At 35.7% G+C, this 25,255-nt stretch carries 17 protein-coding genes; 9 read left to right on the plus strand and 8 right to left on the minus strand.

Translation table 11 applies throughout. The annotated features are described in order from the left end of the window. Positions 1 to 38 precede the first annotated feature (38 nt). The 5 genes from miaA to ACN5L8_RS10460 all read right to left on the minus strand — a co-directional run bounded on the left by miaA (position 39) and on the right by ACN5L8_RS10460 (position 6,078). Positions 39 to 998 (minus strand): tRNA (adenosine(37)-N6)-dimethylallyltransferase MiaA, encoded by a 960-nt coding sequence (gene miaA, locus ACN5L8_RS10440; protein ID WP_114705511.1) that lies wholly within the window; start codon positions 996 to 998, stop codon positions 39 to 41. Continuing rightward, a complete protein-coding gene (mutL, locus tag ACN5L8_RS10445) occupies positions 995 to 2,665 on the minus strand; it encodes a DNA mismatch repair endonuclease MutL (RefSeq protein ID WP_419172992.1) in 1,671 nt (556 codons plus the stop codon). The genes miaA and mutL overlap by 4 nt, the downstream gene beginning before the upstream one ends. A 9-nt stretch (positions 2,666 to 2,674) precedes the next feature. Beyond that, entirely contained in the window at positions 2,675 to 3,580 is a 906-nt protein-coding gene (locus ACN5L8_RS10450; RefSeq protein WP_114705509.1) for a GGDEF domain-containing protein, read from the minus strand. A 114-nt stretch (positions 3,581 to 3,694) separates the two neighbouring features. After that, the gene (locus ACN5L8_RS10455; RefSeq protein WP_419172993.1) at positions 3,695 to 4,921 is read right to left on the minus strand and encodes a glucose-6-phosphate isomerase; all 1,227 of its coding nucleotides are present in this window, start codon (positions 4,919 to 4,921) and stop codon (positions 3,695 to 3,697) included. After that, positions 4,921 to 6,078, minus strand: a complete 1,158-nt coding sequence (locus ACN5L8_RS10460; RefSeq protein ID WP_419172994.1) for an acyl-CoA dehydrogenase family protein — start codon at positions 6,076 to 6,078, stop codon at positions 4,921 to 4,923. The genes ACN5L8_RS10455 and ACN5L8_RS10460 overlap by 1 nt, the downstream gene beginning before the upstream one ends. A 204-nt stretch (positions 6,079 to 6,282) precedes the next feature. Here ACN5L8_RS10460 and ACN5L8_RS10465 point away from each other — a divergent pair, with 204 nt between their 5' ends. Continuing rightward, a complete protein-coding gene (locus ACN5L8_RS10465) occupies positions 6,283 to 6,462 on the plus strand; it encodes a hypothetical protein (protein ID WP_114705507.1) in 180 nt (59 codons plus the stop codon). Between the two features lie 131 nt (positions 6,463 to 6,593). Continuing rightward, positions 6,594 to 7,286 (plus strand): hypothetical protein, encoded by a 693-nt coding sequence (locus ACN5L8_RS10470; RefSeq protein WP_114705506.1) that lies wholly within the window; start codon positions 6,594 to 6,596, stop codon positions 7,284 to 7,286. On the opposite strand, the gene ACN5L8_RS10475 is transcribed toward ACN5L8_RS10470, so the two are convergent. The 3 genes from ACN5L8_RS10475 to ACN5L8_RS10485 are packed head-to-tail and all read right to left on the minus strand — an operon-like array spanning position 7,283 to position 9,337. Next, positions 7,283 to 7,834, minus strand: coding sequence for a hypothetical protein (locus ACN5L8_RS10475; RefSeq protein ID WP_419172995.1), 552 nt, complete (start codon positions 7,832 to 7,834; stop codon positions 7,283 to 7,285). The genes ACN5L8_RS10470 and ACN5L8_RS10475 overlap by 4 nt on opposite strands. Continuing rightward, entirely contained in the window at positions 7,821 to 8,552 is a 732-nt protein-coding gene (locus tag ACN5L8_RS10480; RefSeq protein ID WP_120405324.1) for an OmpA/MotB family protein, read from the minus strand. The genes ACN5L8_RS10475 and ACN5L8_RS10480 overlap by 14 nt, the downstream gene beginning before the upstream one ends. 2 nt (positions 8,553 to 8,554) lie before the next feature. Next, the gene (locus ACN5L8_RS10485) at positions 8,555 to 9,337 is read right to left on the minus strand and encodes a motility protein A (RefSeq protein ID WP_120405323.1); all 783 of its coding nucleotides are present in this window, start codon (positions 9,335 to 9,337) and stop codon (positions 8,555 to 8,557) included. Positions 9,338 to 9,637: 300 nt separating this feature from the next. Between ACN5L8_RS10485 and ACN5L8_RS10490 the strand changes: the two genes are divergently transcribed. From ACN5L8_RS10490 to ACN5L8_RS10520, 7 genes are all read left to right on the plus strand, one after another. Next, on the plus strand, positions 9,638 to 11,530 hold the full coding sequence (locus tag ACN5L8_RS10490) for a hypothetical protein (protein ID WP_419172996.1): 1,893 nt from the start codon (positions 9,638 to 9,640) through the stop codon (positions 11,528 to 11,530). Between the two features lie 53 nt (positions 11,531 to 11,583). Next, positions 11,584 to 16,737, plus strand: a complete 5,154-nt coding sequence (locus tag ACN5L8_RS10495; RefSeq protein ID WP_419172997.1) for a fibronectin type III domain-containing protein — start codon at positions 11,584 to 11,586, stop codon at positions 16,735 to 16,737. Between the two features lie 14 nt (positions 16,738 to 16,751). Beyond that, positions 16,752 to 21,740, plus strand: a complete 4,989-nt coding sequence (locus ACN5L8_RS10500; RefSeq protein WP_419172998.1) for a choice-of-anchor D domain-containing protein — start codon at positions 16,752 to 16,754, stop codon at positions 21,738 to 21,740. A 118-nt stretch (positions 21,741 to 21,858) separates the two neighbouring features. After that, positions 21,859 to 23,205: a hypothetical protein gene (locus ACN5L8_RS10505; protein ID WP_419172999.1), complete on the plus strand. Its 1,347-nt coding sequence runs from the start codon at positions 21,859 to 21,861 to the stop codon at positions 23,203 to 23,205. A 9-nt stretch (positions 23,206 to 23,214) separates the two neighbouring features. Further along, the gene (locus tag ACN5L8_RS10510; RefSeq protein WP_120405318.1) at positions 23,215 to 23,763 is read left to right on the plus strand and encodes a hypothetical protein; all 549 of its coding nucleotides are present in this window, start codon (positions 23,215 to 23,217) and stop codon (positions 23,761 to 23,763) included. Then, positions 23,750 to 24,637, plus strand: coding sequence for a hypothetical protein (locus ACN5L8_RS10515; RefSeq protein ID WP_419173000.1), 888 nt, complete (start codon positions 23,750 to 23,752; stop codon positions 24,635 to 24,637). Before ACN5L8_RS10510 ends, ACN5L8_RS10515 begins: the two co-directional genes overlap by 14 nt. Continuing rightward, positions 24,630 to 25,253, plus strand: coding sequence for a hypothetical protein (locus tag ACN5L8_RS10520; RefSeq protein WP_120405316.1), 624 nt, complete (start codon positions 24,630 to 24,632; stop codon positions 25,251 to 25,253). The genes ACN5L8_RS10515 and ACN5L8_RS10520 overlap by 8 nt, the downstream gene beginning before the upstream one ends. Positions 25,254 to 25,255: the final 2 nt, after the last annotated feature.

Below are 25,255 nucleotides of genomic sequence, written 5' to 3' on the forward strand. Positions count from 1 at the left end.
TTCAAAATTGACCTCTTTAATTTCTTTATTGTCTTACTTTATTCATTTATGAAGTTACAGGCAAGTTTAATGGCATCATTTCGCTCACTAATAGGATGAAATCGATTAAGAGGTGAAACTTTCTTTAAGAAAGTTTTTTGAGACTTTGCTAAGCGTCTCGTTGCAAAATAAATTTTCTCGCATAATTCCAGATGATCCTTAATTTCACCATCAAGAAATTGAATTGTTTCTTTATATCCAATCGTTTTTAATGCTTTTAGTTCTTTGTGATGGGCAGGGTCTTTCATAATTTGAAAGACTTCATCAATAAGGCCTTGGTTAAGCATATCTTTAGTACGTTTTAGAATAATTTCCCAATGCTCCTCCTTGGGAAGATCGAGACAAATATTCAAGGTATCCCAACCATGAATATTCTTTGAGAAGTCATATGCGCCTGCTTCATCAGCACTTTTCTTTTGATCAGAAATCTTCTTACCTGTCATGCGATGATATTCATAAGCTCTAATTCTACGATAGTGGTCATTCTCATGGAGGTTTTCAAGAGACTCAGGATCGTTCTTTAAAAGGTAGTTAACGATCGCCTCCATTCCACTTTCTTCATAGAGTTTCTTTGCTTCTTCTTGGATGGACTCATCAGTTGTGGGTGAGTCATACATTCCTCTAATAAGGCTTCGTAGATAAAATGCACTCCCTCCAACTAAAATTGGAACGATTCCTTTCTTATGGAGTTCATTAATTTTATTCTTTGCAAGTTCGACAAAATCAGAAGCATTGAGCTCCTGTGTGATAGGAGAGATGCTTACCAGATGATGAGTGACACCATCCATTTCTTTTTCGTCTGGCTTGGCGCTACCGATATTTAGTTCATTATAGAAGAGGACGCTGTCAAAATTAATAACATGGCATTTTTCAGTACCTATTTTCTTGGCGAGATCGATACTTAATCCGGTTTTTCCAGAAGCTGTTGGACCTAATATGAGAATTAATTTATTTGTCATTTGAGTAACTTCTTCAGTTTTTTTGCACTAATCGTTTTAGCGAGTTTTAATTCCACAAGATCGTAGAAAGGAATGATGGATAAAAGCTTTCTAATATCACTTCCTTGAATGAAGACATCATTTATAATCTCTTCACCGTTTAATAAATTTTCACACATCTTTGCATAAGGTAGGTCCTCAAAGAGGTGAGAGACAGAGCGAAGAACACATGTATGTTCATCTAGACGGTCAACTTCAAAGCCAAATTTAAAGTATTGCGGAAGGTTTTCCATCTCTTTTTGATCATATGAAATTGGTTCAGAAATAAGAAGAGGAGTCATCTTATCGAGATCCACTACTTCCATTAGTTTCTCTATTAAATTCTGTGCATCTAGAAAGTATGCTCCTCGATCAATGTGACTTAAGAGAAATAAATTATCTCCAAGAGCACAAATTGTTAATTCGTGCTGAACACCAGAGTCAAATAAAGAGCTTTGACCATGGCCATCGATTTCTTGTTGAAAGCGAGAGAGATCTAAACTCGATTGATTAGAGTTTGATTCGATATGCCCAGAAAATCCTGTATTAAATAAACTATTTGAAAGTGAGTTTAAATTTGTTTCTTCTTCATCAATAGCAAGTGTATTGAGTTCTACTTTATCTTCATTTTCTGAGATTAACTTCTTTGCAGTAGCGCTGGTTAAAGAAAAAATCTCGTTTGCTTTTAAGAATTTAATAATCGTTTTATTTGGGTGTACATTTACATCGATCTCATTTTCTGGAACATGTAATTGCATGATATAGTCACCAGTTTGACCTGGTTGCCAAATCTTTTCCATATTTCGAATGATAATTTGATGAAGCTTCTTATCTGTGAAGAGTCGATTATTGACGAAGAGATACTGTTGTTTTCCGCTATATCCTTTAGACGAGTCTTTAGAGATATACATTTTACAGTGAGATCCAAGATATTCTCCATCAGTATCAAATATCTCAGGGCGATGTTTTCGACTTTTCTTTTTAAAAATCTCGCCTATTCGAGTTTTTATATCATCTTGCGCTCTATATATTTCAGGGTCATTATCTTCCCATGTAATCGCAAATTCAACGTGAGGGTAGTTGATAAGAAATGAATTGATTACACGTTTAAGTGCATTCTTTTCACTCTGACCTGATTTTACAAACTTCAATCGTACAGGAGTGTTGAAGAATAAATCTTTTACATATGTAGAAGTTCCACATTTGTGACTTGCATATTTTGAATGCTCGACAGTTTGCGCGCCATGAATGACAAATTTAGCTCCCTGTTCAGGGTTCGCGCGAGGAGCGGAGTGACATGAGATTCTTGCAACAGATGAAATTGAAGCAAGTGCCTCGCCACGGAAGCCAAAGGTATTTAGGCGATATATATCTTCAAAGTTATTAATTTTAGAAGTTGCGTGACGACAAAAAGCGTAGGGTAGTTCATCAAAGAACATACCATCACCATTATCTTCAATAGCAATAAGATCAAGGCCATTATTTAAAATGGTAACTCGAACCTTACTCGAATTTGCATCGATTGAGTTTTCTAGTAATTCTTTTAGAACATTGGCCGGGCGCTCGACAACCTCACCGGCCTTGATTTGATCAATTAAGTGTTCAGGAAGAAGGTTAATTCTATTTTTAGTATTTTCTATTATTTCCATTAGTACGAACTAGTCGCGATAGAAATTAACCTGGTTTCTTCCTCCCTCCTTGGATTTGTAGACAGCAGCATCGGCTCTTTTAAAAAGATCTGTTCCGCTACTAACTCCTTGTCTGTAGTCGGAAACGCCAATAGATGCAGTTACAGGCAACTTATTATCGTCGTAAATAAAATCGTGAGTTTCAACTGCCTTTCTTAGGCGCTCAGCAATTTCGTATGATTGTTTAATATTAGTTTTTGGAAGTAAGACAACAAATTCTTCACCACCATAACGAGCAAAAATATCTGTTTCTCTAATTCCATTTGTACGAATAACTTCAGCTAGCTCTTTTAAAACATAATCACCAGCATCGTGTCCGTAATTATCATTAAGTTTTTTGAAATGGTCTAGATCGAAAACAATTAAAGATAGGGGAGTTCCCGTTACTTTTGATTTCTTTACTTCTAAATCAAGTTTCTTATTAAAGTATGACTTATTATAACAAGAAGTTAATCCATCTGTATTAGCTTCTAGTTGAAGCTTGTCGTAAGTAAGCCTCTCTGGGTCTCCTTTTGGGAGATACTTAAGTGCAATAGCACCCATTTTAATAATGTCACCCTTTTGAAGTTCAGTAGGAGCTTCAATTTTACTATTATTTAAAAAAGTTCCATTACGTGAACCAAGGTCTTCTACATTATAACCTTCTTCAGTAGCGTTAAGCTTAAAGTGCTCTCTAGAGATACCATTGAACTCTAGTGGGATTTCACACTTTGCACTACGGCCAACAGTAAGTTCTTGTTCTGTAAGATCAAAAAGAGTTCCGTTGAGTTCGCCTCCTACTACAAGAAGGGCCGCTGGCTTATCTTCAGCTTCTTTATTTGCCGAAGCTAAGGCTGCTTTAATATCAGTTAAAACTAGAGTAGCGTCATCACTCATTAAATTGTCCTTTCAATACTTTATGAAGTTCGTTATATACCCGTAAATTTTAACCACTGGCCCAATTTTAATCAAGATTGGAAAACATTTCTATGTGGATAAACCGAGTAATTCTCATAGGTTATCAAGCCATTCAAAACTATATATTTTCCCAGCTTCAACTCCCGGTTGATTAAAAGGGTCAATCTTTAGGCAAAAACCTGTGACGGCCGTTAAAAATTCAAAAAATATAACTAGTTTGGCCAAGTTTTCTTCATTAAGTTTATTTATATTAAAAACAATATGTGGAACGTTTTGTTCTTCAAGTGCTTTCTTTGTTCCAAAAAACTCTGAATCCATTAAATTCTTCAAAGTGAATCCACTGAGCTTTTGAAGTTTTGGGTGATCAAATTGATTTTCTAATTTTAAATCTTGCTCACTTTCTTTGATATTTATTAGAAGCATCACTTTATTAAGTGGGCCTTCCATGAATAATTGCATCTGTGAGTGTTGGTCTGTTGCACCGTAGCTTGGAATTGGTGTTAGTCCAACTCTTTTTCCATCTTTGTCTTTTTTCCCAAGACTCTCTGCCCACAGCTGAATAAACCAAAACGAAAGGTCTCTTAAGCGGCTTGAATAAGGCATAAAGACAGTTTGGTCATAACCATTTTCATGATGATTTAAAATCATGGATACCGCTTTTTTGAAGCTATCAAGATTTGATAATTCACTTCCAAATGAAAAAGCACTACGACATAATTCTTCGATATCAATTTCGGCAAATAGAGCAGGTAGTAATCCTACAGGAGTAAGAACACTGAAGCGGCCACCAACATTTGTTGGGATATCTAAAGTTGTAATTCCAAGGTCATCACCAAGCTCTCTTAATTGAGATGTTGATGGGTCACTGGCAAAGACAAAGTAATTAGCAAGCTCACTTTCTTTTACACCATGACTTTTTAGCTCATTAACCATAATGGCAAATGATGCGAGTGTTTCAGCAGTTCCACCAGACTTTGATACAACATAGAAAAGGGCATCTTTAAAATTAATCTGATTGATTTGCTGAGCAGTTTTATCTGGGTCGATATTATTTATGAAATGAAATGTGCGCTCTGTATTCTTTGATAGTGCCGAGATTAACATTTCTGGCCCAAGTGAACTTCCACCAATACCAATTTGAACAAAGTGTGAGCGATCTTTAAAGCGCTCAAAGATAGTATGACATTGATTTTGATATTTTTTATCAGATAGCGTTTTAACAAAATCGAAACGTTCCGATGCAAGAAAGTTATCAACTTCCTTTTGGATTAAATCTGTCTTATCAGATTCTTGGATATATGAATTAAATTCGATTTGCATTATTGCCCATATTCCTTTTTAAGTTGTCTTGAAATAACAACTTTTTGAATCTGATTAGTCCCTTCAACGATCTGAAGAACCTTAGCATCTCTCATGAAACGCTCAACTGGATATTCTTTCGTATAACCAACACCACCAAGGATCTGGACGGCATCAGTTGTTACTTTCATGGCCGTATCACTTGCGCGCATTTTTGCCATTGAAGCAAGTTTTTGATTAGACTTTCCATCATCAATTGATTTAGCTGCTGCTTGAACTAGTAGTCTTGCAGCTTCTACATCACAGGCCATATCGGCCATCATGAATTGTAGTCCCTGGAAGTCAAAAATAGCCTGTTTAAATTGCTGTCTTTCTAATGAATATTTAATTGCTTCATCAAGAGCACGCCCAGCACAACCAACTGAGATTGAGCCAATCGCAACACGACCTTTATCAAGCCCACTCATGGCAACTTTAAAACCTTCACCTTCTTTTTGAAGCAAGTTTTCTTCAGGGATAAAACAATTTTCGAAAAGTAGTTCACGAGTTGGAGAGATATTCCAACCCATCTTTTTTTCTTTCTTACCGTAAGTAAAACCTTCTGTTCCATCTTCAACGATGAATGCAGAAACGCCTTTTGCTCCTTCTCCTCCAGTTCTTGCCATGACAACATAAGTTTTAGCAATTCCACCTGAAGTGATCCAAAGCTTTGAACCGTTAAGGATATATCCACCTTCAACTTTCTTAGCTGTAGTTTTCAAACTTGCTGCATCTGAGCCTGCTCCTGACTCTGATAGGGCAAAGGCACCAATGGCCTGACCACTCGTTAGAGGAGGTAGGTATTTTTCTTTTTGTTCTTTGTTTCCAAAAGTATTGATAATCGTTTGTACCATTGATGAAACTGAGATTGTTACAGCATAGGCAACTGATGATTTTGCAATCTCTTCAAGTGCGTAACTATAATCCTGACATGGTAAATCTAATCCACCGTATTCTTCTGAAGCTGTCATTCCTGTAAAGCCAAGTTCCCCAAGTTCGTTGAAGATCTCCATACGGAATTTACCTTCAAGGTCATCGTGCTCCATTAGAGGTTCTATTTTTTCTAGGCGAAAGCGCTTTAGGCCTTCAACGATTTCTTTTTGCATATCATTCATAGCTAAACCTTTAGAATTGTTCATTTAATTTTAAAATCCACATACACTACCAAATAAATCTTAAATGGTTAAATTTTATGAATTTAATGATCTAAGTCTGTTTTTTTTAGTACGTGATTACAATAGGTTATCATAATAACCATTTCACTAGGTTTTATTTAGTGGAAAACTACGTTACAATATAGAAAAGGGTGAAACTCCCTTCCACGCGCTAGCAAGGAGAATACTATGAGACAACATGATGTTAATTTAGGCCATGGAGCTAAAGCCACAAGCGCCGAAGAATTTGAATTAACGAATTCGTTTCCTTACATGATAATTGTCACGTCTTTTGCAGTTATCACAATCATGCATTTACTTATTAATCCTATGGCAAAGCAATTTGCTAACCAGTTTCTTGGTCGTTAGACCAATATTGTCCTAGGCCGCCAACTTTTTTGGCCTAGGATCTACTCCCAAAAACTACTCTAAGTATCTAATTTTATTTTTTCACCCTTAATATCCTTAGTTAATTTCCAGATCTTACTTAAAATAGGTACATGGAAACTTTAAAAGAATTTAGACCAGACAGTATTAAGAAGTATTCAACGACAACGAAGAAGCTTCGCAAATCTAGAACAAAGTCGAAGAAGAGTAGTGCATCTATTTTTTCGACGTCAAATATAGCTCTTTTAGTGGGTGTTCTACTATTAGGTTATGGTAAGTATCAAAGTAGTGTAAAACTTAAAAAGAAAAATCAAATCATCTCAAGTATGTCTCAAGAGCTTGATAAGCTTAAAATGGAAAAGATGAAATATATGGCCGATAAGAAAATTCAGGCCATTGCTAGTCAGACACTTGATAGTAAGAAAAGTCATATTGAGTCTTTAAAGGCCATCGTCGCTAAGAGTAAGAGTGATCTTACTAAAGTATCAAACGAATTATCGGAACTTAAAAAGCTAAAAATGACCGAGCTTCAATATAAGACTAAGCTTGCTCAAATAGAAAAGGATTACCAGCAAAGACTTGATGCTCACAATCTAGATAGTACTAGAACGATTAAAAAGATGGGACGTCAGATGATGGCCGAAGTTGATAAAATCAAAACAAGAGCACCTGCTTCAGCAAGTACTCATGTGGTAAATTATAAGTCATTTAAAAAAGTAAATAAGAGTCTTAAAGCTGTTCCTGCTAAATCAAGTCATGGTGATCTAGAGGTAGGAGAGTGGCACGATAGTAGTATGGAGTTTTAATTTCCATATTCAAAGCTAGCAATAGACTTTAAGGCCATATCTCGACGATAGATAATCTCATTTGGAAGTCCTCTGAGATCAACTTCTCGTGCTTCTTTCTTTATTGAATCGACAAGCTTTTTCAGATCCTTCTTAGTTTTACTGATAAAGAATATATCAAAGAAATCAATCGAGTTTCGATCAACTTTTACTTCACGTGAATGATTTAGGTAAATCACAAGGTTTTCTAAATAGAGTAGATTAACAATTGCTTGTTTTTCATTTGTGGCAACTTTCTTTAGATCCATTTTATGTAGATATGAGATAAAGTCCTTAACATTAACAATATCAATAAGTCGTGCGGAGCCAATTAGCTGAATGAGATCTCGTCGATAACATTCTTGTATATATTCTTCACATCGTTTTAATCTATCTTCTTCTTTTAGCTCACTTATTGTTTCTTGCGCTTTAGACGGATTAAGATAGTAATATGTTGGAAGAGTTATTGCTAAGAATAATACGAATACAGTAATAAATTTAATAACATCTGATAATTTATTTTTTGTCATTAAAATATATCCCAAAACCAAATTTGATTTTACTCTTAGGGTCTTTTGGTTCAACGACCTTAATCATTACGCGACGATTAGGATTCCAAGCATTTGGATTCTTTTTCTTCTTAGCTTCAAAATCTTCTTCACTTAATAGTGGTTCAGAGTCACCTTTAGTAATTGCAAGTAGAGTCTTTGGTCCAAAACCATAGTACTCAAAGCGAGATAAGACTTTTGCTGCTCTAATTGCACCTATTTGCCAAGGACCATTTATTCCCTGAGTTCTACTTTCTTCCTTTGAGTCAGTGTGTCCTTCTATAATGATTCGATAATTTGGATTCTTTGTTCTAATAATATCAATCATCGTATCAAGTGATTCAATACTACTAGAGCTAAGCTCAACACTTCCTTCTTCAAACAGAATACTACTTGAAAATGAGATCACTAATTGATTGTCTACAATGGAGATTTTTGAATTCTTATCAAGCTCAGGATGTTTTGAAATTTCTTCCCAGATCTCATTGAGTTTTACTTCGGAGCTTTTGTACTTTCCTTTTTGGAATGATTTAGAAAGTTCATTTGCTTTCTTATTAAAGCCAACCGGATCATAATTAGCAAAGGCCATCATAAGAATGAAGAAACAAGCAATTAGTGTCATCATATCTGCATATGAGACTAGCCAACCGCCTTCATCATCTCCTCCGCCTTGCTGTGGTGCTTTCTTCTTTATTGCCATAATTAGCTCGCAGATTTCCAATCAAGTCTTTCATTAGGTGAAAGGAAAGAATTTAGTTCCTCGGCCACTAAAACTGGATTTGATTTTTCTAAAATATGCTTAACACCCTCAAGTACAATATTGTCTTTAGCTTCCATTTTTCTTTGAATTTCTTCAAGATTTTCTGAAATAGGGATAAAGCCTAGGTTTGCAATGATAACTCCATAAAGAGTTGTAATTAGACAAACTCCCATGGCCGGACCAATCATCTTCATGGCATCTTCACCACCAAGGTTTGCTAGAAGGACAATCATCCCAATAGTTGTTCCCATCATTCCAAATGCTGGAGGAAACTTTCCAAGAGTCTTAATCTTTCTTGTATCTTCACTTCTTAGTTGATTCATATTGTATGCACGTTGCTCAAGAATCTCGATAACTTTCTCTTTTGATAAAAAACCATCAGCAATTAACTCGAGTCCTTCTTTTAAAAATTCATCAGTTGCTTTACCTGGTAAGTTTTCTGCTGATTCACCCGATCGATATGCTTCACAAATCTGCATGATTTCTTTAATTACAGCAGGCGAGTCCACCATTTTTCCACCAAGAAATTGCTTGATAAATATCTTTAATAAACCACCAATTTTATTAAGTTGAAATGCAACAGATGTTGCTGCAAATGTCCCACCAAGAACAATAAATAGTGATGGACCATCAAAAAATAAATTTAAGTTATCAGAAGATAGCTTTAGGCCCGCAAAGAGGATCGCGGCAGAAATGATTAACCCAATGATTGAGAAAATATTCATTAAGAATTCCTTGTAAATAATTAATATTTCAAGTTAGATATCGGAACCTCTTAATATTACTTAAACACAATTTAAGAAATTCACGCCCCAGATTCTTTGCGCTTTATGAAAATATTCAAAAAATGGCCAAGACATCGACCATAAGCCGAGAGATAAGATTTTATCTCTAAGCAATTGAAATTATTGGTAGGCAAATAATTCCTTTGTAATAGTCATGTGCCTGATTAACTGAATTTTCTAAATAAGATTACGATAGGTTTAATGAATTTTTAAATGAAATTTACTGGATTTACGAAAATTATGAAACAGTTTTTATTTATATTAACGATCCTGACGCTACTTTCTTCTTGTATAGGGAAGGTTGAGGATGCGAACTCGAAAGAGACTAAGGGAATCAACTCTGGTGATACAGTACTGAACTTCGAAGGGATTGTTGAAGCAGTACCAATTGCTCCTGATAAAGTTGAGGTTTACTTTGCTCCGTCAACTGTAGATGCAGCTGAAGTTACTTATGTCATTAATTACGATGGAGCAGCAAACCCTATAACAGTGCCAGGTGAAACTCTCATACCAGACTATCGAGGATTACTTCGCTATACAGTAAATGATTTAAATATTAACACCTCTTATCTATTTAATGTACAGGCCCAAGACAGTGACGGTGTTCAGTCTGTTAATGATGCCCTTCAAAGTGCTAAAACATTTTCAAATGAGACAGCAAACTTCTTTGGTGTCGGAAATGTTAGGAACCTATCTGGAGGGGATTCTAAAAACTCATTATTAGTAGAGTGGCCAGCTGCTGAAATTGTTGGTGGGTTTATTCCAGATGATGTCGACCCTTCAAAATACGAGGTAATTTTAATTAATTCTGACTTAGCAACGCCTATTGCTTTTGATGATGACTCATTTTCACCACCAGCTCGAATTGTAAATTATGTAAGTAGTTCAAAAGTTTCACAACAGATAAATGGACTATTACCTGGAACGATTTATTATGTAAGGGTACGAGCTATACATCACGGCTATAGCACATATGGAAGTGATCCAGACTATCTAAAAGAATCAAATAATCGCTACCTTATTGCGGAGACTTTAAGTGATGATGCATCTGAAATTAATGTTGATCTTGAAAGTTTAGAGGTTGAGGTTCCTGCAGACCAAACAGGTCGAACTTCATTAAATTTGTCTTGGTCTCAAGGTGTAGGTGCCATTGATCATTACCGAGTTTATTATAAAGAGAACTCAACTGGTTCAGGTTGGTCTATTTATAAAAATGGACGTGACGACATTTGTAATGGACAGGAAACAAGTGATCCTGCCTACTTCTGTAAGAAAGTATCTTTTGATGTTAACCAGACAAAGATAGTAGAACTTGAATCATATACTGATTACGAAGTATATCTTTTACTATGCTTAAATAGCACATGTACTCCAGGTAACTATATCGAGTACACGTCGTCAGGTGTACATCGTACAAGTCCTCCTAATGCATCATTCTCTGGAATTACTGAAATTAAAGGTCCAAAGAACTTTTGGGCATTAAATGAAGTATATCTTCAATATGATCCGGTTGATTTATCAACAGGTGTTTTAGACGGATTATTAGTTGAGGTTAAAGCTCGTTCAACAGGTGAGCCTTCTATTGATACATTTATCAACCATCCAGATACGAGTAATCCAACATCAATTTATAGTTCTGAAATTGATTTATTTAATGATGATGAAGTCTCTATTCGAGGTGTTGATATGAATGCATCTGAAGAATATTGTTTTTCACTTATTCCTTATGTCTACATCGACAATATCGTTACACCAAATCGTTCAAGTGAAGTTACAAGTTGTATTCTTCCTCGAATCGTTGCACCAACTGTTGAAGACTTTGGAGGATTTGTTGGTAATTTACAATTTGATGCCGGAACAGGCTCGAGCACTGTCTCATGGTTACCACCAGAAGAGGGTGTATTTGATCGTTATGTTATTTTTGTAAAAGTAACAGCTGGGCCATTTAGCTTTAGCGATGCAGTTAATGGCCATGCAGACTATTTACGTTATGAAATCGATTATACAGATATTAGCTTTACGCTTTCATTTATGCCTAGCGGTAACTATACGTTTGGTATTTTAACTTATTTATCACAAGAAGATTTATATTCTGAATATAATTCTGGCACTCAGACAGTGTCGATTCCTTAATGAGAAAGGTGTTTATTATAATGTTGAAAAGGATTTTTATTTCGATTTTACTAATGACTGCAATTACAAGTTGTATTGGTAAAGTTGAAGATGCAAATTTAGAAGAAGCAAGGAATGCTGAAAGTGGAAAGACGGCCATTTCATTTAGTGGTCTCACTAAAGTAATACCAATCTCACATGATAAGGTGGAATTATATTTTTACCCAGCAATTGGGCCAACTTCAGAATTAACTTATTTAATTAAAATTAATAATTCAATCGTACCAATTGAGGTTAAGGCCGACTCCCTAATGCTAACAGATGAAGGCTTATATATCTTTACTGCAACAGGATTAGACGTAAATACAGATTATACGTTCTCTGTTGGAGTACGTGATGGACGAGATGGTAGTCAAAGTGCAAATGATCGTACATTAGCAACTCGAACTTTCTCAAACTATACAGCAGACTTTGCTGGAATTTCATCAGTTGAGCCTGTCGTCGGTTCTGCCGGTCAAAATTCTGTTACTGTTAAGTGGGTACCAGCTGTGACTTTGGGATCAACATTTAATGCTAAACCAAATGATCCAGTAGCTTATACAATTTCTTATATAGCAGCAGAAGATGGTGGTGTTTCAGATTTAATTCAAGATAACCATCCAGCAATTCAAAGAGAGCAAAACCCTAGTAGTTTATCATCTACTCCAAGTGGAAGTACAGAAAGAGAAAGAGTTATTACAGGTTTAATGCCAGGAAAGAAGTATTATTTCAGAGTAAGAGCAATACATAAAGCATATGCTTCATATGGAACTCTTGAAGGCTATAAAACTGAAAAGAATAATAAAGTAATGGCCGTGGATACATTATCGGCCGGAGGTTTATTTGATTGGAATACAAATTCACTTCAAGCAATAACACCTGATGGAGATGCTGGACTTTCAAAAATGGGATTTTCTTGGGTTAGCGCTGTTGGCCCATTTGCTGGTTATCGCTTTTATAATGTTAAAATGGCCGATGCTACAGACTCTCAGGCAATAGCTGAGTCTAATAGTGCAGCAGCAGCTGTTGATACAGTTTATGTTGATAACTTAAATGCCTCTTCTGATTATGAAACTTTAGCTGCTGATGACTTATCTACAGATATTATCAATCTTGATAGTTATGCTTATTACCGTGCTTTCTTAGTCGCTTGTCGAACTATTACATGTGGAGATGGAGAAAGAATTATTGGTAATCCTGTCTTGTATAGAGTGGTTCCTAAAATGGCTTCATTTTCAGGTATTTTAAAAATTAATAGTCCTCAAGACATTGCAAACTTAAACCAAATTAAAATCCAATTTGATGCCCCTGTTATTGAGACTGGTTATATTAATGAATTTGATATTTATTGTTACGAAAGCTCTACGGATAATTCACCAACTGTTCTTAATTACAATGTTGCAAATACAAGTGGAAAACCCGGTTGTAATGGTCTGACACGATTAGAGCCAACACCTAGCTATAATGGTTTTTCTACTTTCAATGAGATTACGATACAGTCAAACTTCTTTGCTCCAGGTGATACTGTCGCTGATAGAGAGTATTGTTTTTCTGCTGTTCCACGAATCGTTGGGACCAATTATACAAATAGCGATTTAGAAAATGCCATTATTAGATGTGTAACTCCAGTTATTAAAGTTCCAACTATTGATGATTTTCCAGGAGTAAATACAAATACATGTACAATGGGAACTGATACTTTAGATGTATCATGGAATGCTCCTACAAATGGTATTTACGATAGCTATGTACTTTTTTATCGAGAAAATGACGGTACAGATTTTAAGTTTTCAGATGCTCTTGCTGGTGATGCTAGCTATACTCGTGTGGATAGTATTACAGCAACTAATTATACAATACCATCTTTAATTCCTGGTAAAACTTATCAATTTGGTGTGCTTCCTTACGTTACAATGGGAACTCCTATTTATGGAGAGTTCAATGTTGGAGTTGGTAATTGTACAATACCAATCCCTAATCCTCGTTTTGAAGAATGGGTTGATGTTTTTGCTGTTGGACCTAAGGCTGATGGATTAATTACGCCTACTGGCCCAGATAGACAAAAAGAATATTTATTCGAAACTCTTAATAAATACGGTCAGCCTCTTGAGGTAGAAATTGTTGATGGAACATATGGGCCGACTTCTGCATTTGAAGATCAGTTTGGTCAAATTAACGGCTCAAATATCTTTAATGGGGCTTATGGTTCTAAAGACGGTGATGTTAGTAACGGTGTTCATCAGTATTCAAACTCTGGGATGATCCGCATTGCATGGAAGGATATTACTTTTAATTCTGGCTCTTCAACAATGTCAGATATGATTACGACATATGAAACAGGAGCAATTAAAAGAGATCGAGAGGTTGGATATCGTGTTTATCGTTCAGATGATAATCAATTAACTTGGAAGGATATCACTTCTGATGAATTTGAATTTCAAACTGTTGCTAATAAAGGTTTACTACATCCTGAGGATTATTCAGAAAGAAAGAGATCAAATGCAGCTGTTGATACATTCAAGGCAGTAATGTTTACAGATTATTCAGTAAAAAGCTTACGTGATGAGAATGAATTTAATAGAGCTCGAATTTATTATTATAAAGTTGTTCCTGTATTTAAGGGGAGTGAGCTTGAATATGATCGAGAAAACGAAAATCCACAGCATATTATAAAAGTTGTTCTACCTCCTGAGAATATGGCCTTAGTTCATCGTTTAATGGCCAATCGTCAAACATGTATGGAAGTAGGTAAGGATCATACAACAGATGTTAGCCAATACTACACATGTAGCTGGAATGGTGTTGGGGCCAGAGGCTTAAGTACTCCATGGATTAATGGTACTACTGTATACGATTTTGGACCTTCAATGTTAATTGATCGCTTTGAATTAGGTTGTAACTTCACAAGAGGTGATTATGGAAATGAATCCAGTAATCTTTCTGGCGCTCCTTTTGACTTCTTTGGATTAAATGATAATGGAACAAAGTTTAAAGGTTGTTTCAATCCTTTTGGAAGTAGTGGTACAAATCAAACGAGTGGAGCAGATCATCCTGCCCCTGGTGCATCTTATGCCGATCGACGTCAGTACCGAGTTGGTGACTGTATAGGCGATGATAGCACGATGATGTTTCCTGGAGATAGTACGTGTAGTAATCCTGCAACTTCACTTTTTAGAAGATTTTCTGCACCAGGAACGCCTGATAGTACTAATTTTCAAGATTGTAGTGATGCCGATCAAATTGCTATGAATTTCTTTAATCCATATGGTGATTCAAGTTCTTATAATGGAACGGCAACGCAAAGTGAATTTGCGGCCGTTTTCTATAATCGAAATGGAACTAATTCTATCTATGATCAAAGCACGTACGGCTACTATCGTGGTGCTGGTGGTGCCGCAAATATGGACAGCAATAATATAAGTCTATCTTACAAGAATGCACCATCAAGATGTTTAATAAATATTCCTGTCCAAGATAACTCTATTGGTGCAATGGGAAGTGGGCGCTTAAAGTCACGTTGGTTACCTGTAAATAAGCTTAATCGCTTAAGGCATAATGGAGCTGACGTCGATATAATGAATTCAACTCTAAATGAAGTTATTTCAAATAACTCGCTATATGATTCAGGCGCTAACTCTGTGCCTAACTCGACTTATTTAGATCTTGCAGGATCTTCTCGATACCGAGGGAATACAAAAGTTGCGAGAATCTTTTCTTCGAATGATTCTAAACTACCTGCTTTAACTGGTCTATCTCAAGAGCAGTCAAATGCCGTCTGTGAAGCTTATACCGTTAAAATTGGTACTTATAATGATGATTCAAATACTTTTACTCAGGTCGGTAGTGATAGACAAAAACGATTAATGAGAAGAACAGAAGGAATCGTTGCAAATCGATACCCTAAGGATTTCGATGATCTCTTAATTGATAGTCTTGAAAAAGGTACTTTTGTACAAGCTGCAGAAACATCTGGTGTAAGTTTAAACTCTTCTTGTAATGTTGAAGGAAGAGATATTGAGGACGGAGTTCATTACTGGGAAACCTATTCTGGTGAAGCAATACAGACTCGATATACTTCTAATCTTAATGGAGATGCTGCAAATCCTAGTAATCCTCCATTTATGACAGGGTCTAGTTTTTACGATGCTGATGGACAATTTCATAGTACGCAATCATGTATATCTCGCTTTGGTTTACAGGATGTGATTGGAAATCTTGCAGAGTTTTCTTCTGAGCAATTCTATTGTGACTTCAGCGGAGAACAACTAATGGTTGGAGGTGGTGCACCTTCAAATTCAATCTCTGTTGGTAGTGGTGCAACCTATGATAGCTCTTTGACAGCATGGGTTCAATCTTCTCCAGATACTGGGAGATGTTCAGTTTCTGAACTTGGGTCTCTGAGATCAAATACACATAGTGTTAGTGGAACACAAATTCCGATATTTGATATTTTTGGAAATGTTAATACAGGTGTTGTTGGACAAGAAAATATACTCGACAATAGCTCAATTGGCTTTTTAAGAAACGGCGGAGATGGATTCTTTTTTGATTTTGGACAAACAAACTTTGCTCCTCCATTGTCAGATAATGATACGATGTCATTATTCTGGACTGATAATGTTAAATCTCGTGCTAGAGATATTGGAGCTGATCCAAGACGTGGCCGTTACTTTAGTCCTATTTTTGGAATGCCTCTTGAGTGTCAAGGATCTGTTTGTAATACAAGTGATGACAATAAATCAATTACACTTGATGAATTCGTTACCTCATTTTCTCTTCTTCCTTCTGAATTCACAATCTCTGATTTTCCAGTAGGTAATAGTCAAATTTTTTCAGATGGTATGTCTGAAATTAATGTGAATATTGATGAATACAAATCACCTGATACATATGCATATTCATACAACTTTATTCAATCAGTTGATGCTGGTACAGGAACATCGACAACTTATGCAGATAATAATGGAGGAGCATTAAAGTCCTCTCTTGATAATGACGGAATCTCTGCAAATCGTGTCTGGTGGAGAGTTAATCGAGGTCGTATGAATATTCAAAACTTTGGTAGTTCAAAGGATGAAAGAACAGGTCGCTACAATGCCTTTATTAGAGGTGTGAGTGAATCAAATGAATCAGCTTATACAACTGTCGGTATACGTTGTGCAGTAAGAATTGAAGAAAGTAATGAATAAATAAAAGAAAAATTATGGTACGTATGCTCTATATCTTAACATTCATAACTCTTTTGGTGTCATCTTGTACACCGGTAGAGAAAGCTTCTGAAACAGCATCTATTTTGAATGATGGTGTTTATAAGCCTGTTGAATTTGAAATCATCGGTGGATTAGAGCGAGGTGAGTTCCTATTAGGTGGAAGTGGCGACGACATTTACATACGCATTAAGAATAATACAACTTATAATTTGACTGATGTCGCTTTAAATATTGATGAAAACTCATCTGCAGCCGTTAAGTTCTTTCCTGAAGATGATGGAAACGTTGCAAGTCCTGGATTTGGAGGAACTTGTGGAGTTATCGTTACTCCTGGGCAAGAATGTACTTTTCGTCTCTTTTATGGGGCAACAGTATCCGGTTCACATACTCAACCTCTTGACTTTGTTTATAAGACACTTGTTGATGAATATTCGGTAACAAAAAGCTTATCATTTTTTACAGGGACTTCAGCTTCACTCGTATTTGCTGAAGATGAAATTAATTACTCTTTTGGCGTTGTAGAAAGAACTGAGCCCGAAGTACTTAGAAAAACTCTCGTTGTAAGAAATGCAGGTGAGTTAACGGCCAGAGGTATTGCTATTACAAAGAATGACAATACGGCCTCAGGTGCATTTACAATGTTAAATAATACTTGTGGCATGGAACTAAAGAGTGAAGAAACTTGTCAGTTTGATGTCGAATTCATTCCAAAGAACTATGGTGTTGGTGCTCCTGACGGTAACGTTGACTTAGATTATACTTCTAATATTAGATTTGATTATAATCGTGATCCAGAAGGTGGGATTAGTGCTCTTAATGTTTACTTCGATGCTGTCTCAACTACAATTGAAGGCCGAATTGCTATTGGCGGTCTACCAAATCTTGAATTTGAAGATATAGTCGTTGGAAACCTTGATGATCTAACAATTAAAATCACAAATAAAGGTTATAAAGAAGCGATTATATCTAGTATTGATATTCGTGATCCTTCAAATAATCTTGTTGCTCGATGTATAAGAGATGGTAGTGCACTTCTATCTTGTCGTAGTCCTCTTAGTGATTTGACTGATCCGGCTAACGAGTTATCTCTTCCTGATAACCCTTTTAAAATTACCGATACTGCAAATTGTGTAACTGATGTTTCAACTATTGGATATAGTAGAAATCCTGATGGAACTCTTGATACTGCTGGTGTTCGTGAGGTTGGTGGGCGAACAATTGAAGCACCTGGTGAGTCATGCTTTTTTAATATTGTATTTCATCCAAGTGTAACTTTTGAAACTGATGGTAATTTTAATAATTATAAACTCAATGTAAGATTTGATAGTACTTGGAAAGATGGAATCCATATATTTAATGATCAGAGTTCTGATGAGAACAATTTCTGGTTTGATGTTGCTGAATATTATTCTGCGGCAAAACTATCTTTTGATAATATTGAATATCGAGACCTCACTTACACTAATCAGGATCCAACTGATAATGATCTATTTGAGTTTAATTTAGGTCGAGTCTCTTTGATTGCGGATTCAAATTACAAAAGTCGAATGAAGATCAGAGTTTTAAATACAGGGACAACTTTAGGAGAAATTACATCTGTATCGGACGGAGCATCTCCAACTCCAAATACAATTACTGAATCAAGTTATCATTTCAATACTTATTATCAAAATGTTAAGCATTCAAACTGTGAATACTTAGCTGGTGGTAATGGTCAATGTGATATTTTATTTGATTTAAATCCACTTGCTTCTTCTAATCCAGATAGTGTAGCAGCAGAATTAGAAGAGAATGGTGCAATGTATGACCATATGGGAGTATTCCCAGACCGTTATAAAATTTTCCGTATTAAGTACACAGACGGAACCACTTATAACGATGATATGTCACTACGTTCAGAACAAGAAATTGAAATGAGGCTAAAGGCCTTACTTGTTAGAAAAGGCTTTCTTGCATTTAGTGATTATTCAATGACTGCTGGAACAACAATGTCTATCCCTGCCACAACGGATACAAAGTATTTCCATATGAAATTGGAAAATGTTGGTACGGGTGGGATTACTTATATTAATATGCGTGATCCGATTAATTTTCCTGGTCATCCAAGTTGGAGTCCTTCAGCTTCAACAAATCAAAGGCCTTATCGTATTATTGATAACCCAACAAGTGCTCTTATAAGTGGTGCAGATAAAGACTGCTATGATATTTTAGATTTTGGTGGAATGAATGGACCTGTCTCTGTAACACCAGGTAATAATGCACCTTCTCTTCTATCTCCAGGAGAGATCTGTACTCTAACTTTTGAAATAAAGAGAAACTCAGTCGATAAGATAGGTGAGTCTTACTATAATAATGCTGATCGAAGATGGTTAAGAGAGTTTGATACTGATACGAACGGTACAAATGATGCTAGAACATTTAATAGTAATATAACAGGTGAAACAAACTTTTCATTTGAATTCTATGATGGTGATGGAATAGCTGATGCAGCAACAGGTTATACTCCATCTTTAAGTGGACATGGTGGATTATCAGCAACTTCTCAATATCCAATGCGTAGTGGTTCTCGTTCTCCTGCTCGATTAGTTCCTGATGCGCCTGAGCCTATGATTAGTGCTCTTTTATGGAGACAGGCGATTAGTCTTCCGAGTCAAGCACCTCTTGCTGGAGAATGGGGAAATACTTTAGCTGCCTCAACTATGCCTGCAATGTATCGAGATCTTTCAAAGAATCAAGCCGCTCCTCCAATCTCTTATGCATTATCTAACTCTATAAATAGAATTGCACCTGAGCTTGATACAAGTTTTGATTATGTATTCTATGGTGGAACTTACTATGCTAATGAAACAAATGTTGTTTCAATGAGGCTTTCAAATAGTGGTGTTCTTCCTGCAAGATCACTTTCATATTCAATCACTGGAGATAGTGAAATAACACTCAATCAGACAACTGGTTATATCTCTGGAAATTCACAAGGTATATTAAAATTAAACTTTGCACCAACTGCACCGGGACTATATCTAGCTACAGTTGACGTTGATTATCTCGATAGCTCTCAAACTTTGATTGATCGAGATACGTATTCTTATAATGACAATATCAAAACATTAACGATATCAGTCGTCTTAGAAGCGGTTGCGGCAACTAATGGAAGACTGAGTGTAACTTCTCAGCCTTTTGAAGTTTTATATGATGAGGCAACTGACTCACATACTGAAAATCTTCTTCCAGATTCATCTAGTCATATTTTAAAAATGAACGAACTTGATACAAGTACTTATGCTGTAATTGAAGCAGTACGTGGCTCAAGAGTTTATGCAAAAACTCGATTCTTTGCTGAAAACACTGGATCAACAACAATTACAGATTTGAATTTCAATATTAAAACGGGAGCAGGAGCCTCTGTACATGCAAATATTTCAGGTGGATTAGGTTATATTCTAGAAAGTTCAACATGTACTGGCCCACTGGCACCAGGAGCTACTTGTTACTTTGATATTAAGCATAATGCTTCCTTGAGTGAGCCTAACCAAACTACCAGAGTAGGGGTTCTATCTTATGATCTAGGTTCAGATCAGTATTATAGTGAAATGTTTCAGATAGAATTTCTTGCTGTTGATCCAGCGAAAGTAGAAATAGGAAGTATTTCGACAAATAATATCGTTGATGAAAATGGTGGCTTCATTCAAGATGCTTTCCCAATTGATATTGGTTTTTATGATGATACTAACCACCCTCTTCTCACTACATATCCGGGGGGAACAGTAGTAAAAAATGTAAACCTTCAAAATCCAAAAGCTGAAAAAGCAAGTTTCTTAAAGCAGTATCGTAACTATGTTGGTGATCAAAATGCAGTGATTCCAGCTGGAGTTTATCATACTATTTATAACACAGGCTCAATTCAGATCGAGGCCAATCGAGCATGCTTTTACGGGGATGATGAAGGTGGCCCACTTTCTGTTGATGAATGGGGATTTAATCAATCGACAGGAGCAAATTGTATATTCAGAATTACATATAATTTTGATGAATCATATGTTGGTCAAAAGATACCAGAGTCTGAGAATTATGCTGTTTTAGAATATTACGATAGTAAGCGTGCATCGAGTACAACGATGCCAATTTATATAACAGGATTTGTTGAACCAAATAGAAGCTCTGTTGGTGATGACTCAATTACTAATGTAAGTGTAACTTCTGAAGGTGAGGTCTACTTAGAATGGGAAGCGTTTACTCCTTCTAATATAAACTGGGGAAGTATACTTCGTTATCGAGTATTCTATTCACAACTTTCAAATAGCTTTGATAATATCTTTGATGCTTCAGGTGTTGATTATTTTGATACTGTTGGAAATGAAACGTATATAACACTTACCGGGCTTGCTCCTAGTCGTTTCCACTATATTTATATTGCAGCTGTGAGACAAACTCCTGGTGGAACGGAATACTTATCTGTAGCGCCAACAATGACGACGAAAGAAATTGTGGTACCAGATGAAACTGCAATTTACGACTATGAGAGTAAAATGATTATTGACCGATATGCTCTACCATACGGATCTGGCGTACCTGATTTTGCTAATAAAGAAAGTGCAAGGCAGTCGTGTGCAGCATCAAGTCGCACAATTAAAAAGCAGGGTGTAAATCGAACAAAGTACAAGTCTTTAATTGATTATAATGATTACTTATTAATTAATTCAGATAGCAACAATAGTGACTATATGTTCTACGCATTTCCTCATTGGTTAGATGATGAAGCAACAGATGTAGAACCTCTATTTTCTCCAGACTTTAATTGTAGTGAAACTAGTAAATACAATAGTGTTGATAATATTATGTATGTTAAAGATTGTGATACTTGTGCGTGTAATATCCTATCAATGATTGTTGGTGGAGATATGTTCCCGATGGATTCAGTCGTCTATACGTATGATGACTTCAACGGGGCCGCTCGATGTAAGATTAAGCAGTCAGATTTCTAAAAATCATCTCTAAGTAATCGTTTTTATTTAAGAGATAAATTTTCCTGATTAAAATAAATTTAGTTTTAAAATATAATGGTGATTGATGAGAGTGTTCAATTTTCTCACATTCACCATTTTGTTTATATTCTGCGTTAAGGGGTTTGCAGACGTACGTCCGTACATGTCCTTAAAGCTTGATGGACTCAATGATTTAGAACAGGTGGATAAGCGTTTCCTACGTAAGTCTGCCTTGGAAATTATTCTGGCCTCAAATGAGTTTGAGGTCCTTCTAAACGAAAATAGTACACATTCAGTATTTGAAATAAATAACTATGTACTCATCGCTAAAGCTGATCGTAACAAAGATAGGGGATATCGGCTTAATTATTCTTTAAGAAATATTTCTGCAAAGAAGACAATTGCATCTGTTAAGAGAACTTCAATTGATCGCAAGCGTCTCCAACTGGAATCTCGACGAATGCTATATGAGCTCTTCTATGGAGAGAACTTTGATCTCTCAACTAATGAGCTAAAGGTAAATAAACTTAGAAAAGAGCTTATTGCAGATATTGAAAAGTCTCAGAATGACTCGCTAGGCCCTGAGATCGATACACCGCCATCTGAAAGCGTTGATACAACTGATAATAAGGAAAATGAAGCAGCAGTTAAAACAGAAAGTTCAAAAGTTGTTAAAGAGGAAGACGAATTAAAAGTTGCATCTAAAAAGAAGAAAAAGAGAAAGTCAAAAAAAGAGACTGCCAAAATTAGTGAGTTTAAGTCACCAAATCTTGATTTACGTAGAAATATTAAGCGTGAAGAGAAGAAGGCCAGTAAGTTAACATTAATTCCAGATAGCTTCTACGCAATCGGTTACTTAAAAGAAACAACAAATGCAAATAACCTTGTTAGTGAAGGCGAAGAGGTGAAGTCATTAACAAATCTATCTAGTATTAATATCACTTATTTGAGTAATATTAAGATTGAGGAATGGGATGAGTACTTCAGTGTTGGAGGAGCATTCTCTTCTATTCTAAGTGAAAACCCTTACGGCATTGCCCCTCGCTTCTCTCTATATGGCTCATATAATAAAACTTTATTCACAAACACATTCTTTGGATCTGTTGATATTGAATATGAAAAGATCAGCTTCGCTAGTATTTCTGATCGTGGAGCAGGCTTAAAGGGCTTTGCAAATTCAACATTGTGGGCCGGTGTTGGGCTTAAGTATATTGATGAGATGTGGGGAAAAAAAGTGGTAACTCAAGGCTTTTATAAGAAAGCGCTTGTAGGTTCATCTGATTTAAGTAGCGATGGAAATAGTGTTGTGATTGAAGGAACAAAATTGACATTAGATATGAGTGTTAATTTTTATAAGAAGTTTGGAGCTGGACTATTTCTTGAGATGGCTAGCTTTAGCTCAACATCAAGTAAAGTGTTTAATACAGAACACCAAGTTGCTGGTGTTCGACTTGTTTATAATTAGGGAACTTTTGTGGATTTATTAGAAAAGGTTGAAGGTATTTTAAATGAGAGTGAGCATCGTTCCAAGAACGTTGTTGACGAAACTTTGATTTACTTTGGTGATAATTACAATAAAACAGAACTCGATCTTAATGAGTATTCTAAACGCTTACTAAAAATTAGTTTGTATCTATTTCAGCAAAGTGGTGTGGAACTTACTACAAATATCTTAAAGAGCTGTCGTGAGAATGAAATTTTAAACGCAATTAAGTCATATCAATTCTTTGCTGCAGAAATTGTAAAACTTAGCTCTGGGTTTAAATATTTAGAAAAGGTAAACCTATATGTTACGCCAACGGCTTTATCTTTACGATTGTTTGACTGTGGCGTTTCAAATGAAATTGTCGATGAAAAAATTAATAATCTTGTGAGAAACTTCAATGTAAATGGTGTAGCAATTGCTAAATACGAAGGTGAAACAGGATCAAATAAATTAATAATTAAACTAAATTATAAGAACCTTGAAAGAGTAAATAAAATTTTCAACAAGAAAGAGGTCGTTTGTGATGGAATTATTTAAGTCAAGTCGAACAGTGAAGAGTGATAATGAGGCGAGTGAAAAAGGGATAGATCTTTTTAAAAACCTATCTGGACTTGGAATCGTAGTAATTGATGATAACGACATCATTTTAAAAGCTAATAAAGTTTTCACAAAAATGTTTAGTGAAGTCGATGCTATAGGCTTGGCCTGGGAAAAATTCTTACAGTGTAACTTTAAGAAGGAACGAGCTAACAAATCAATGCCACAAATTTTCAAATATAAGAACGATATTCATAGTGATTTTATTATGCAAACTAGCATGGATAGAGAGACCGGGTATCGTTATTGTTGGGTATACAAAATCAATTCTCAATTATTAAATAATATTGCACAGAATAGAACGATGTTAATGGAATCAAAGAAGTTTGATGTATTCAATTATCTAGAGGATTCTATCTATAAGAAGAGCATTCGTTGGGAAAATTCTAGTTTAAAGTTACTTGAAACAACTTATGCAGATGAAGCATATCTTTATTCTAGTAACAAGGATGCACGTCGCTTAATTGATGACTATGTTGAATTAGTTTATTCAGTTATTAATTTAAAAGATATTAAAAGTCATGCAAATCTAGTCTTAAAAAGAGAAGGTCAGTCTCTATTAATCAGTGCAAGGATTGAGGATTTTAATTTCCAGCTTTCAGATTTTCAGACAAGACTAAAGTGGAATGGCGCAAGTCTTAAGCTTTCTGAAATTTGTCATGAAATCGAGCATCGATTAGAAGAATTATATGTTTCAGTTACACTTAAGAATAGAAAAGAGAATGATAAGTCATCATTGTTTATCGAATTAAATGTTGCCGATGTTGATGGAGTTCAATGGCATAAAGCTGATAACAAGGTAAGTGATGTATAGCATTTTAAAAATCACTTTCTTATTCTCACTATCATTTTGTGTTTTAGCTACTCAGAAATTTTATAACAGCGCAAGTGTGTCTTTAGGGATGATGAATCATTCTGTAACACCAAATGAAAGTGCTCTTGTGAGTACGGATGGAAGTGGCTCCTCTGATGAATCAGCTGAAGCAGCTGCAGCTGCTGTATCGGCAATTTCTCTTCAAGTTAACTGGGAATTTAAGTCAGAACTTACAAAAAGTTATTATGTAAGTGGTGTTCTTCCTATGATGTCGGCCGAAGGAACTGGTGTTTACTCAGCTGTGGTAGGGATTAATTGGTATTTTGGCGAGATCGGTACAAAGTATTCTTATACTAATGGTGGTCAAACACTAACGATTACTCCTTCAAGTAAATATTACTGGGGAGCATTTGTTGGTCCTGGTTATGTTGTCTACAACACTGAGTCAGCTAAGTTTACAGACATATTTTTTGATCTAGGTGTAAATCTTGGTGGATTTTGGCGCTGGGGAAAGGATCGAGGAATAAGGGCCGAAGCAACTGTTGGTCGAGCAACAGGAATCAACACAACGGGAATTAAAATGGGGGTCTTTGTAGGTATAAGCCAATATCTATAAAG

This window comes from Halobacteriovorax sp. (genome assembly GCF_048381875.1).
GTDB classification, from domain to species: domain Bacteria; phylum Bdellovibrionota; class Bacteriovoracia; order Bacteriovoracales; family Bacteriovoracaceae; genus Halobacteriovorax_A; species Halobacteriovorax_A vibrionivorans.